We start from the raw sequence: 14,114 nt of genomic DNA on the forward strand, positions 1-14,114 counted from the left end.
TTCCATAAAGGGAAGAAAGGCGCATTGTGCTTAGCCATTGGCCTGGTATCCAATCAGGTTGTCTTCCATGACTACGGCAAAGAGATAAACGTTGGTTTCCTTTTCGTTCAAGGCGAACTTCACCTGACAAGGGATATCCAAACGCTGGGTCTTGGCATCATATTTTGCAGAAATAGTGATGTCTGCGTTGGTTTCGATATTGAATTCCTGAGCAACTACGTCAGACCACAGAGGATCTGAACCTTCCGGAGCGTTGTACACATAGTCGGTTCCAGAAGTAGTCGTTACTGAAGCCATCGGGTAGTAAACACCTTTTCGGTTGATGTTGGCGCTAGGAGCACCGGCACTACTTCCAAACAGGAATGTTTCATAGGCACCCAGTCCGTTTGCATACGGGTCGCCGGAATAAGTATGGATGGCAATCGGCAATACCAGATTTCCGTATTGTTTTTCCAGACGCTCCAGAGTCAGGTGGCCCAGCGGACAGTTACCGCAACCCATTCCGGTGAATTCTTCGATCACCACTCGTTTCTCCGGTTTGAAGGCCAGATTGCTGATTTCTGATTTGAATTCAGTCTTTTCTTCGCCGGCTGTTACGCTGATCAGATAGCTGTTCTTGTAACCTACCTTCAGAGGCAGCGGATTGGCAAATTCAAAGTTGTAGACATCACCTACCTCCAGGTTCAGATCTGTTTTCTCAATCGTTTCGACAACCTGGTTGTCTGCATCCTTCAAAGTGAGGGTGAGGTTTTGTACGGTCTCACCGGCTTTTACCAGAATGCGTCCTTTAATCTTGATGTTTTCTGCGTTGACAACCTGTTCTTCGTTGTCAATTGCAACCAGAAGATTCATGTTGTGAACCACTTTCATGTCATCAACCATCACGACGCTCTGTGCCTGGTTGTTGTTCCAGAAGGCGATATAAACATTCTTTCCGGCAAACTCATCCAGTTTTACGGTGCGGAGAGTCCAGTCGTTTTTCAGTTTGTCTTCGCTGGCTCCCGGAGTTTCGCGTTCGCAATATACCACCTTACCCTTAGTCTTGAATTCTTCAACGATTTCCGGAGTTAAGGCGTTGATCAGTTCATCTTTTTCCAGAACAACGACTCTCAGTGTATCTTTCTTGGCTGCTCTGTAGCTCTGTGCGTTGAAAGTGAGCACACAGTTGTCATCCGGAATAAACAACTGAGAAGTAGACATCCAGTCGTCAGCTCTTCCGTTTACATCACTGTAGCTGGAGTTTGAACCGGCGCAGAGGTTGTTTGAGTCATCGTCATCCCAGATCGGCATCCACGGAGTGTTCTCCTGTTCAAATCCCAGATCTTTCATTTCAGAAGAAGGAGTCAGTTTGTCATTATCCAACAAAAGCATGTCGCCGACACCATTGTCAAAGTTGTTTTGATAAATCAATGTGTCGTTCACTTCGATGGTACGCTCGTAAGAACCGATGTAAGCCACTGTATCGGCAAGATTTCCGTTGCCTCCGGTGATGTCGGTTACTGAACCTGCATTCAGAACTACCTTATAGTTACTTCCTTTATATAAGTATTGGCCCTGAGTTGGATATACGGCAACCTTATTCTCGGAAACTCCGATGGCCATGCTGCAAATAGGCTCTTCTCTTCCGTCAATATACAGAGCGGCAGAAGCCGTGTCGGTTGTTGCAACCGGGCAGTCAAAGGTGAAGACAACCGGGTTAGAACTGTAGTTGATTTGTGACACCTTGGAATTTCTGTTCGGAGAAACGGCGGTAACGCTTACCGGAGTGTTCTCTCTTCCCAGGTAGGAAACTTCAATTGCATCATTTGTCTTGCTCTGATCGTCTTTCAAAGAGATGCATCCGGCCGGAATCAGGAGTTTGTAGATTTCTCCGGCGTTCAGAAGGCTGGAGCGGAAAGTAATTTCTACATCTTTGGTAGAACCGGTAGCCATGGCAAATTTCAGAATCTTCGGAGTGCTGCCCTTGTCGCTCTTGAATGAGATGTCCGACAGACTGCCGATGATCTGCACATCCTTGTCAAAGCTGATGCGGATGCTTTTGATCAGAGAGAAGGTAGAACCGTTGGTCGGAGTTACTGTATAGTTTTTCAGCAGATTGATTTTTTCGGTGCTGTTTTCCAAAGCCTCCGGAACATCAACCACATAATTCTTATATAATAACGGGTCGGCCTGTACGGCAATGGTCAGTCCGTCGTCAGAAATGGCAATCGGAGTTCCGGTGGTATTATATCCGGTATTTTTGGTGTAGTCCATGCCATAGTGCTGTGACAGAATCTGTGAAAAGTCATACCAGTATCCGTTTTGGCGGATGCTCCACTCACGGATGGCGTTTCCTGCCGGAGAGGCAGCCAGTACGGTACCGTTATTACTGATGGTATATCCGGCATAGTCGCGGGTATAGGTCTCGTTGTAGAGTTCGAATTTCTTGGTTGCTATTTCGTATTTGAACGGAAGGCGGAATTCCGAACCGTCCTGAACCATGTAAGCGATACCGGTGACGTAATTTCCTTTATTGTCCATAAAGGCATCGTCAATAAAGAGCAGTCCCTCTTCTTCCGGAGTCCATTTCCAGTTGGCTTTATCCACGGTGAATCCGATCGGGTTCCAGTCCTGGGTTTCGCGGTCATATATATAATAGAAGATGTCTACCGGTTGCAGATAGCTGAAAGAGTTACAACCCAGAATGTATCTTCCGTCGGCAGAAATCTTTTTCAGACGGCTCTGATTGTTGTTGGTGCCGGTCATACCTTTTTCCGGCAGGTTGGGCAAGTCCACCAATACTCCGCCGCCGGCAATATCCCACATGGCCGGATGTTCGGCGTAAGAATCGTTCAGTGCCGTATTACCGGTGGCAGTACCTACCGCATACTTTCCGTCAGGAGTGATCGAATTGACACATCCGTTGCTCCAGTTGGCAGGGGTAGGGAGTCCGGCCCATGCTTTCTTGCTGGCCATGTAGATGGCAGGGCGTCCTCCCTGACTTCCGACAACAATGCTTCCGTCGTCAGTAACATCCATGGTCTGGAACCAGTTGATGACACTTGCATCTTCTTTGTTGAAAAGGTCCGTTGTTGTGTTTGTGCTTAAGTCGATCAATTTCGGATAGGCTCTTTTGGAGTCGTCTTCAGGGCTTTTCGCATCTGCTACAGCCCATTTACCATTGTCCGACATGTTTTGGATCATTGCTCCATCTTCATAAGAAAACAGATGGAACGTGGGTTTCTCAGTGTTTTGTGCTCCTCCATTTATTGTCCCTGTGAAAAGACAAAATAATAGAAGCGGTCTTAAAAATACCTTTTTCATAATCGCATTATTTTTAATGGTCGTTTCGTTTTTCGGCTACAAAAATACAACAAAATTTCATGTTTGATTAAACAAAATAAGAAAAAACTATTATTTTTGTGCGTGTTTTCAATAAAATAATGCTACTTTTGCGTCGTAAAAGAATAAAAATGTCAAATACAAAATGAAAATGCGTAGAATTTTAAGTTTTGCTTTCGCAGCAATTTTAGGCTTGTCTGCGTATGCGCAGTTGCCTTCTGTTAAGTTAAAAGATTTGAAAGGTAAGGTGGTCGACACATCTTTGTTAAAGAACGATGGAAAACCTTTTATCATTAGCTTTTTTGCCACCTGGTGCAAGCCTTGCAATCGTGAGTTGAGTGCTATCAATGAGCAGTATGTTGACTGGCAGGAGGAGACGGGAGTAAAATTGGTGGCCGTATCGATCGATCAGGCTCAGAATATTAATAAGGTGAAGCCTTTAGTCGATGGCGAGGGATGGCCTTATGAAGTGCTGTTGGACCCGAACAGTGAATTCCGCCGTGCCATGGGCGTGCAGATGATCCCGCATGTGTTTGTTATTGACGGAAACGGTAAGATTGCTTTTTCACACAGCGGTTACACGGATGGTGCTGAGGCTGAATTGATCGAGAAAGTTCGTGAACTTGTAAAGAAATAATTTCTAAAATTTTGGGAGAATGAGATTGTTGAATGCTACTGTGCTGCTCTTGCTTTTGGGAGGTGTACAAACGCTTTCTGCTCAGGAAGATTCCAAGGTCGTGCTTCATGGAAGTGTGCAGAGTGATGTGCTCTTTCCGGAGAATGATACCGAAATCGGTACACAAGCCCACAATGAGTGGGGACTTACCAATACGTATGCCGATTTGAACCTGATGAGCAAATACGTGGATGCCGGTGCCCGACTGGAGTTTATGCAATGGCCTTTGGATGGTTTTGAGCCGGACTTTAAGGGATGGGGCGTTCCATACTTCTATGTGAAAGGCAAGTTTAAAGGAGGCGATGTAACCTTAGGCGATTTCTATGATCAGTTTGGAAGTGGTTTTATCTTCCGTACTTATGAAGAACGGAGTCTGGGTATTGACAATTCTTTGCGAGGTATCCGTCTGAACTACGGGGGGATCAAGGGCTTGCAGTTCAAACTTCTGGGCGGATTGCAGCGTGGATACTGGTCCTGGAGCAAGGATTCCTACGTGGGAGGTACTGACTTGGAAATCAATATGGACCAATACTGCAAGGCTTTGCAGGAAAAGAATATCACCTGGATGCTCGGCGGATCGTATGTCTTGAAGTATGAACGTGATGAGGATATTGTTTTGCCGGGTACGGTTTACCGTCTGGCCCTTCCGCTCACGGTGCATGCGCTCGATGTCCGTTCACGTTTTCAGTTGGGCGATTACAGCCTGTTGGCGGAGTATGCCTGGAAGACACAGGATCCGAGTCAGGACAACGGATACATCTATCACCGCGGTAATGCCGTGATGCTTTCCGGTTCGTATTCCAAGAGAGGACTGAGCATTCTGGCTCAGGCCAAGCGCAGCGATAACATGGCATTCCGCAGTCAGCGAACCAAGCAGGGAACTTCTCTGTTCATCAACAATATGCCGGCTTTTGCCTATCAGCACACCTATGCGCTGCCGGCCCTTTATCCGTATGCCACCCAGGCAGCCGGAGGCGAATGGGCTTTTCAGGGCGAAGTCAGCTATTTGTTTAAGCGCAATACGGCTTTGGGAGGCAAATACGGAACCAAAGTCAAGGTGAACTTCAGCCATGTGCGCGGTCTGGACAAGCAACCCGTGGACCAGTACGAAGGTTCTTATTACGGAACAGACGGATATACGTCCAAGTTCTTCAAGATGGGTGACAAGTACTATCAGGACATCAATGTCCAGTTGGAGAAGAAATTTACGAAATCCTTCAAACTGAACCTGATGTATATGAACCAGTATTACAATCAGGCTGTTATCGAAAAACACGGTTCGTCCATCAAGTCCAACATTGCGGTAGTCGAAGGAAAGTATCAGTTTAATAATAAACTGACTCTCCGTGGTGAATACCAGTATCTGGCCACGAAAGATGACGAAGGCGACTGGATGTATGGATTGCTGGAGCTGTCCGTGCAGCCTCATTGGATGTTCACCGTCAGTGACATGTGGAATAATGGAGAAACCAACTTACATTATTATATGGGTTCGGTAACCTTTAATTACAATGCGCATCGTTTGATGTTGGGTTACGGACGTACGCGTGCCGGCTTTAACTGTTCCGGAGGAGTATGCCGTTATGTTCCGGCCAGCAGAGGAGTGCAGTTATCCTATAATTTCAACTTTTAAGATATGAGAACTCGGATATATTCTATAGCGGCCATTCTGTTGGCTGCATCTTCTTTCTTGTCATCCTGTGATGAAAAAGAGCAGGACCAGCGTTATGAGGAGATGACCGAGATTACTCCCCAGCGGAATGTGTTGCTCGAAGAATTTACCGGTCAGATGTGCCCGAACTGTCCGAAGGCGCATCAGGCAGTTGCCGGATTCAAGCAGCAGTATGGTGAACACTTGATTGCGGTCAGCATCCACGCCGGACGATTTGCTGTGGAAAATGAAGACTATCCACAATTGGCATTGTTGCGTCCTGAGGGAAATACCTATGCGGACAAGTGGGGCATATCAGCTTATCCTTCCGGAGTGATTAACCGTCGTCAGGGACCTCTGTCGGTAGATGACTGGGTGAATCCGTTGCGCGCCGAGCTTCTGCGCACCACTCCTTTGCAGATAACTGCCCAGGCCCAATATGATGAGGCTAGCGGAAAAGTGCAGATAACGGTAGACATGGAATCTTCTGTAGCCCTTTCCGGTAAATTGCAGATATGGGTTACCGAGAGCAATATCGTAGCTTCTCAGCAGGACGGCACGGTGCTGCTTCCTGAATATACGCACAACCATGTATTTCAGGCTTGCGTAAACGGAACATGGGGAGAAGATGTGGAAATGACTTCTTCCGTACCGCTTCAAAAAAAGTACGAGATAGCCAAGAAAGATTATTGGAAGCGTGAGAACCTGTCAGTTGTAGCCTTTGTGTATCATGAAACAGAGGGTGTGATTCATGTAACGGAATGCCCGGTTATTTGATTATAAAACGAATAAATACTTTTGTTATGAAAAAAATCTTTACTTCAATTTTATTTGCTTGTTGCAGCCTGATTTCTATGGCACAGCAGCTGAGTTTTGTGGCGGATGGAAAAACTTTGGAGAGCGGCTCCAAATACATTTCCGATAAAGTAGAAATAAGTCCTCTTCCTCCATTGGGCACCAAATACCTTTTTGATTCAGGAGTATCCTTGAAGGCCGAGAAAGAGGGTAATGTGATTGTTTCTTTGGAGTCAAAGGCTGGTGACATTGAGTTTTGCTCTTTGGATGGAAGCTGTATCAATGTAGCTCCAGGTGAAACCAAAGAAAAGAAAGGCGCAGTAAAGGCTGCATCAGAGCAGGATTTGCTCATTCATTACAATACAGGTTTTATTCCGGAAGAGAATCCGGTAAGAACAGCCGAGGTTGTCATTACCGCCTGGTATGAGGATGCTCCCGAAGAAAAGATTTCCTTGAATATCGTGATGAGCAACGATCCGCAGGTAACAGCCATTGAGGCCGTTGAGACTGCTTCTGCACATATTACCTTTGCCGACGGAAGTCTGGTCTATCAGTTTGCCAAAGCTGGCCAGCACACTCTTTCCGTGTACTCCCTGTCTGGTGAAAAGGTCATGCAGCAAGTCCTCGAAGGAGAGAGCGGAAAGATTTTCTTGCCTTTGCATCAGGGAGTTTATGTTTACACTGTAAACGACGGTACTGCCTGCCCGGCCAAGGGAAAGATTTTGGTAAAATAATACTCAGATAAACTTTAAAACAGAATCAATATGAAGAACATATTCAGAAAAGGAATGCTGTTTTCAGCCATGCTGCTTTCTTCTACATTAGCTTTTTCTCAGGTAAAGACAGCAGGACTGCAGTTGAAGGATGTAAAGGATGCCAGTCTGCGCAAGAATACTTCAATGCCTCTGAAGCAGATTCCTGTCGCCGCTTATAAGAATGCAGCTTCAGTTCAGGCACGTGTTTCTTCAGTAGCCAAGGCTTCTGCGAAACCCGGAACATATTACACCGTGAATAATGGTGTCTATCATCTGGTTCCTGATTTTTTGTTGGGACAGGACAATAACGGAGCCAATCTGTATGCCAATTGTGGCGTTTTGGGGTATATCGACCGCAATATGGTCTTTAAGAACAAGACTCCTTTGTGTGACGAATTTACCTGGACACTGTTCGGTCAGGAGGTGAAGGAAGACTCTATTGTTATTCATCCGTTCTTTGCATCCGATGGTCTGTCTATAGAAACACCGGTGCTTCAGTCTACTCTGTCCGGTGTGGATTCCGTATATCAGATGGGTACTTGCAAGGATGCCAACGGAGCTTTGCGTAAAGGTATGGTTGCTCTGAACGGTGGAGCATTCGTATATAATGTCGATGTAGACGCACAGCCGTTTATGAATACCTTCTATGGTACTACCAGCGCAGATGATCCCTGGAACAATATTCTTTTTGGAAATGACACCGAGTACAAGCCTCTGTACATGGAGTTCTTCGAAGAGCCAGCCGGTGGTCCGGTCTTTTTGAATGCCACTCATTTCTATGTAGCTTCTCCTCTGACAGAGGACCTGAAAGGAAAGACCTTCACGGTAGCCTGGTGGGAGATGAATCTGGAAAAGGGCGAATGGGAAGTGCGTAAGGAACTTTCTGTAAAGGCTGACAGCTATGTGGAGTATCAGAGCCTGAACATTCGTCTGTGGGACCTGATGGCTTTGGATGAGGATTTGGACGTCATGGTAAAAAACAGCTTTGCTGTAGTGGTCAATGGTCCTCAGGACGGTTCAAAATGGGCGATGATCCATCAGCTCGACCGTATGGATTTCCCCGATAAGGAGCGCAATACAGCCTTCTTTATCCCTACTGAAGGAACCAATAAGGGACAGCTTTGCCAGTATCAGATTGGTTATGTAGATAACGGACAGGTAGTTACCGAGTTTTACAATACTTCATTGGATATCCACCAGTATATCCTGACTCCGTTCATCCTTTTGTGTAAGGATGATGCCAACATGACCATTTACGATGTGAATGAACTGGATTTGGACATCAACGGTGAGGAGCGTAAGTTTGTTCTGTCAGACTGGTATGGTGGTCCGAGCGCCAATGTGAAGATCACAGCCACTGTAGAGCAGGGCGACGAGAACTGGCTGACCGTAACACAGCCTGAGGCTTCCTTGGATGGTTATACCTTTAACTTCACGGTTAAGGCCGAAAGCAAGGATTTCCTGGTTGAAGGACGCAAGGCAGTGGTTACATTGACAGACAGCAAAGGTTTCTCACGCGACATCATCTTCTATCAGGGCGATCGCAATGCTGCCGACAATCCAATGTCTGTAGAGGGTATCGAGTCTGACCAGACTTTGAGCGTGGTTTCAGAAGGCAATTCTTATCAGGTTACCTGTCCGGCTGGAAGCAAATCTCTGAAAGTCTTCACCGTAAGCGGATTGCAGGTTGCCGAATATCCGGTTTCTGCCGAGGGAACGGTTGAGGTTTCCAAAGCATCTTTGGCAAAGGGAATCTATCTGTTCCAGGTTTCCGGAAAATCTACACAGACCATCAAGGTGCTTCACTAATCATTGCATCAAGAGTTTATTCATAGAAAGAGAGACGGATGAATGTTCGTCTCTCTTTTTTTTGTTCCGTACGAGGTGTTCTCTGAAAATTATCTTGCCGATGGTAATAAATTACTGTCTCGTTGATAATTGATTATCATCGGCAAGATAATATCAGAAAGTGATATCGTTTTTATCGATGAATCATATCGAAAAAACGCTTTTTCCCGATAAGGAAACTTCGAGCAAGAGCTTTTACCTTTGCAAAAAACAAAGAAAGATGAAAAGAATAATTGCTTCAATGTTGGTAGCCCTGTCTTTGGGCTTGTCTGCACAGGCGCAGACTGTAGTGAGTGAGAATATTCGTTATTGCGAAAGTACATATCCTTATCAGGACGGCTTGCTGATAGCCAATTTCGGAACCGAAGAGCTGAATCCTCTGAATTCGGAAGGTAAAGGTTATGTGCTGTTCTGGAAAGAGGGAAAGTCGGAGGTGCTGATTCCGGCCGATGGCCATCTGTCGGCTCCCAAGGGAATGTTCCTTCGTGAAGACTATCTGTATATTTGCGATGTCAATAAAATCGTAATTTATCACCTGACAGACCGGAGCGAGCAGCCTCAGGAAATTACTCTGCCCGAAGGAAATCTGTTTGTCAACGATCTGGCAGCCGATGGCAATAACCTGTATGCTTCAGTGACCAATACCGGCAAGATCTTTCGCATGGACATTACGGACCCGGCCCGCCCCGGTACTCCTCAGGAATGGCTGAGCATTGCGGGACCAAACGGTCTGCTTGTCCGGGATGGAGTGATGTATGTGGCCTCTTATCCGGCCGATGGAGTGACCAAACCGGAGCATGTGATTTATGAAGTAAAGAATCTGGAGCAGCCCGTTGTGCGCAAGCTTACCGAGACAGCCGGACAATACGACGGCATTGCTTTCAGTAAGGACGGAAAGTCTCTGATTGTAACGAATTGGGCTCCGGCGCAAGTCAGTCGCCTGAATCTGTCCGACGGCAGTCTGTCTCCTCTCGCAATTGATTTGCCTCAGGGACTTGTCGGACCGGCCGACATAACCGTTCGTGACGGAGTGATTTATATTCCCGATTTGCCGAACAGCAGAGTCGTGATCGTAGAAGAGTCTGCCGGATGTGGCTCATGCTGCAGTTCCGGAAAATAAGAAATATCTGTGTTATAAGCAAATAGCCGCAGCTGCCTCTTCCTGATGAAGAAGACAGTCTGCGGCTATTTGTCTGTTTTTTATTCTTCCATGTATTTCCGGATTTCTGCGATGAAATCATTGCCATACAGCTGATATCTCTTTTCGCCCACACCCTTTACTTCCATAAATTCTTCCCGTGTGGTAGGCCTGTCGGTTGCCAGTTGGACCAGTACGTTATTCTGAAAGATCCAATATGCAGGAATGTTCTTTTCTTCTGCTATTCTCTGACGAAGGGCACGCAAACGGGCGAGCAGTTCCATGTCCGTGAGCGGAGTTCCTTCCTGATTGGTGGCAATCGGGTATTTTTCCGTATTGATTTCCTGCACGGAATAAGTCACCAGATTCATCCGGTTCTCCCGCTCCTGGGCCGGTTTCTCTTTTTTCTTGGCGGGGAGCATTTCCGGTGCTGCCGGCATTTCTTCTTTTTCTGCCGTTTCCGGTTTGAAGTACGACGGCTTGTCCACAGAATGGTCTTCCAGCCCGAATTCGTCTTTTCTCCACATCAGATAGTGGTCCCGGTTCAGCATGCGTCCGCAGCCGCTCCGGTCGCTTCTGTAATTGGTGCATCCCAAAAAATATTCCTGTTTGCCGGGTTTCACGATCAGATAACCGTCTTCGCACCAGTCACATTTCTGAATGGACAGATCCCCGCCTTTCCGGTCATTGGTCATATATCCGCAGATTTCCTGATCGTTGGTGCAGATCCACAGTTTCAGCCCATAGTTCTTGTTCCATTTGATCTGTAACGGATAGCCGCAAATAGGGCATCGGTTTTCCGCTGTGAGCGGGGCGGCAGGGTCTGCTTTCAGTATGCCTTTCAGCGTGACGTTCGGGTAGCTCTCCGTGTCGTTCAGCAGTTCCCGGATAAAGGCAGAGGGGCGCTTCTCCGGTGTGACGAGGAATACCCGGTTCTTGGTGCGTGTCAGGGCCACATAGAACAGGCGCCGTTCTTCGGCATAGTTGTACGACTGGTCATTTGAAACCACCAGATTCAATACCGGGTCATCATCCACCTTCGACGGGAAGCCGTAGACATCGTCTTTGGCATTGATGATAATCACATTGTCGGCGCTGAGTCCCTTGGAACTGTGCGCCGTGAGAAACTGGAGTTTGATTTTTGAACCGAACTGTGCCGAATAGATTCTTCCGGTTCTCTCGTCATAGATAAATTCTTTGGAGAGACACAGGTGTTTGGCATCGAACCCGTACCGTCCGATGAGCAGAATCGAGGCCGTATGGCTTTTCTTTTCAAGGGCATTGTATTTCAGAATCTCTTCGATGGTCTGGTTCACAGCCAGTCCCAGTTGCAGATAACGGTTACCCTTTTCTGCCGGACAGAAACTGTCGTCATAAGTGCGGATGATGACCGGGTTGGTGATTTTTTTCGGCGAAATCAGTTTCTTGCGGATTTGAGCGGTGTTCTTTTGGATGAACGTGCCCGCAATGTCGATCACCTCCTGCGCATTGCGATAAGTCTTGGTGATTTTCAGTTCCTGGCCATAGCCCAGCTCCTCGCAGAAACGTGTGAACAGAGGCAGTACCGAACCGCTGAAGGCATAAATGGATTGCCAGTCGTCTCCCACACCAATGATTTTTGCATCACACAGGTGGGAGAGTTCCCGGATGAGATTATACCGTTGGCGGGAAATGTCCTGGTATTCATCGACAATGATATACTTGAAGTCCAACTTCTCTTTCTGGATCTGTTTTTTATGAATCAGCTCGGCCGATTCATTGATCATATCCTGAAAGTCGATGTAATGTCTTTCGCGCAGAGCTTTCTGATATTCCAGATAACATACATGGCATATATCCAGAAACAGCTTGGTGCGCACATTGTGCACCGTCGTCTTGAACTCATCAAACTTCTCGGCCTTATAGCCCTGTGTCTTGAAGTTTCCGATAAAGTTGCAGAGCAGCACACACAGTTTGGTGATGTATTTGCTTTCCTCCGAATCCACCAGTTTGCGGTAAACCGCCTCTACCGGGCGCGGGCGTAATTCAAAGCCGTGTTGCAACAGCTGTTCCTCCAGATGCTCCAGAAAGTCACGCCGGTCGTTATAAGCGGAGAAGGTGTAGATCAAATCAGTACGGTGCTTGCGGTGCAGACGGATTTTGTCGTTGACGCGAGCCTTGTAACGCTCCAGTTCCTCTGGAGTGTAGCGGTTGTTCTGACCGTTTTCCGTAATGCCGAAATGCTCGATATAAGCCGTTTTATCTCCCTGTTTGATCCGGAAGTCAGGGGTATAAGGTTTGTTGGCATCCAATATACGGTATTGGTACATGGGTTCATACTCATATTCAATGCCGTTCAGATACAGATAATTGGCAATTCGTACTTCTTCGACCGAACGCAAAGTCTCGTTGTTCAGAGTTTGCACCTTCAGGCTTCTCCGGTCGATGATTTGCTGGGCATATTCATGCAGATTACTTCGCAAAGTCGAGAAGTCGGCTTTGGAAACGAACTGGAAATATTCATTGATGTTGTCTCCTTCGTAGGGAGCGGAAAAATAGGAACCGAAGAAAAGAATCAGTTTCTGAACCAGTGAGGTGTTTTGCAACACATGGCTTTTCAGGTACTCATTGATGATGTAATACATGAAAGAGCCTTCCACAACCTTCTGTCCTTCGTTGTCTCCTTTTCTCAGGATGGCATAGCCCACAGAATGAAAGGTGCTGATCGGGCAGTCTATTTTCAGGTTACCATTGATGCGCTCTTTCAGTTCGCCGACTGCTTTGTTGGTAAAGGAAATGACCAGAATCTGTTTGGGGGAAATTCCCCGTTTCTCTACCAGATACCTCACTTTGGCGGCCACAGTCGTTGTCTTTCCGGCCCCGGCTCCGGCGATGACTAAGGTATGGTCTTCTTCCGATAAGACAACCTCTCGCTGTTCGTCATCCAGCAGAATGTTCGGATCGCACTCTTTGAGAATCCCGTCCAGATAATCTTTTTCCGATTCCAGATGGCGTTTTACGTAGCTGTCATTATGTTTTCTGATGATGACGGCATCCCGTTTCAAATCCCTGATGTCCTCATAGGTATCCTGAAAGAAACGAATCTCCTGTTCCTGAAGCCGGTGTTGCTTGATAAAATCTTTCAGCATTCCGGAATCGGTCAGGACTCGGTAGAAATCAGCAAGTTCCTGATATTCCGTAATGAAAGCCCGGTAGTCACTTCGGGCTATAAAGCGGTCTTCCGACAGGATTTGTCGGAATTCCTGATTAAATTTTAGGGTCGATAAGTATTTCTCAGGCTGCTCTTGGGACGCTTGTCGGTTCGGTGCCCCATTTTTGCCTGTATGGATAATTCTTTTAAGGAAACTCAGTAAACCCATGTGTTTCGGGAATAGATATTAACAGTTGTCGCAAACCAGATGCCGGGCAGTCTGGGAATGCTCTTACAAAGCTAATATAAAAATGCTTTAAATAAGTGGATTCCTGAAAAAATATATCAAAATGTTTTGTGGTTTGAGTTTCCTCTTATTGTTGTTGTGCTGTAAGTAGCTATAAGCTCCAATTTACCTTCTGTTGTTCAGCTGAATCCTGTTTTCATTTGCACAAAATTTTGGATAGTATTCTAAAATTATTTTATTTCGTAATTTTTATCGTTATTTTTTTTGTATTTAACTATTTCTTTCTACCTTTATAACGTGAAACCTTTAAAATTAAAAACATGAAAAGACCTTACCTTAAACTTAAAAACATCGATAAGCCACATTTCGATGCTGTCACTAACTCTAGTTGTTCTACTATCTGGATGTTCCAGCGATGTGGACGACTTCAGCCTTGATATGAATGATCGAACTCAAATCCTAGACAAATATATTCATTTGTGACTAGGATGGGGTAGCAGCTGTAATTTTTTCACAATAAAAAGAGAATGGCAATGAAAATAAAAAGTTTTAT

Annotated in this window: 8 protein-coding genes; 6 read left to right on the plus strand and 2 right to left on the minus strand. The window is 46.2% G+C overall.

Going from position 1 to position 14,114, the window contains the following annotated elements; genetic code table 11:
• Window positions 1–30 precede the first annotated feature (30 nt).
• A complete protein-coding gene (locus tag DXA74_RS08900; protein ID WP_118526780.1) occupies window positions 31–3,183 on the minus strand; it encodes a choice-of-anchor J domain-containing protein in 3,153 nt (1,050 codons plus the stop codon).
• Between the two features lie 289 nt (window positions 3,184–3,472).
• Here DXA74_RS08900 and DXA74_RS08905 point away from each other — a divergent pair, with 289 nt between their 5' ends.
• From DXA74_RS08905 to DXA74_RS08930, 6 genes are all read left to right on the plus strand, one after another.
• Window positions 3,473–3,958: a TlpA disulfide reductase family protein gene (locus DXA74_RS08905; protein ID WP_118526904.1), complete on the plus strand. Its 486-nt coding sequence runs from the start codon at window positions 3,473–3,475 to the stop codon at window positions 3,956–3,958.
• Window positions 3,959–3,977: 19 nt separating this feature from the next.
• Window positions 3,978–5,630, plus strand: coding sequence for a DUF6029 family protein (locus DXA74_RS08910; protein WP_199666141.1), 1,653 nt, complete (start codon window positions 3,978–3,980; stop codon window positions 5,628–5,630).
• A gap of 3 nt (window positions 5,631–5,633) precedes the next feature.
• Entirely contained in the window at window positions 5,634–6,425 is a 792-nt protein-coding gene (locus tag DXA74_RS08915; protein ID WP_118526782.1) for an Omp28 family outer membrane lipoprotein, read from the plus strand.
• 26 nt (window positions 6,426–6,451) lie between these two features.
• Window positions 6,452–7,177: a T9SS type A sorting domain-containing protein gene (locus DXA74_RS08920; RefSeq protein WP_158576050.1), complete on the plus strand. Its 726-nt coding sequence runs from the start codon at window positions 6,452–6,454 to the stop codon at window positions 7,175–7,177.
• A gap of 30 nt (window positions 7,178–7,207) precedes the next feature.
• A complete protein-coding gene (locus DXA74_RS08925; protein WP_118526786.1) occupies window positions 7,208–9,007 on the plus strand; it encodes a T9SS type A sorting domain-containing protein in 1,800 nt (599 codons plus the stop codon).
• A 259-nt stretch (window positions 9,008–9,266) separates the two neighbouring features.
• Entirely contained in the window at window positions 9,267–10,166 is a 900-nt protein-coding gene (locus tag DXA74_RS08930; RefSeq protein WP_118526788.1) for a hypothetical protein, read from the plus strand.
• Between the two features lie 80 nt (window positions 10,167–10,246).
• On the opposite strand, the gene DXA74_RS08935 is transcribed toward DXA74_RS08930, so the two are convergent.
• Complete coding sequence (locus DXA74_RS08935) at window positions 10,247–13,543, minus strand: UvrD-helicase domain-containing protein (protein WP_118526790.1); 3,297 nt, start codon at window positions 13,541–13,543, stop codon at window positions 10,247–10,249.
• Between the last annotated feature and the right edge of the window lie 571 nt (window positions 13,544–14,114).

This window comes from Bacteroides sp. OF04-15BH, assembly GCF_003477995.1.
Taxonomy (GTDB): Bacteria; Bacteroidota; Bacteroidia; order Bacteroidales; family Bacteroidaceae; genus Paraprevotella.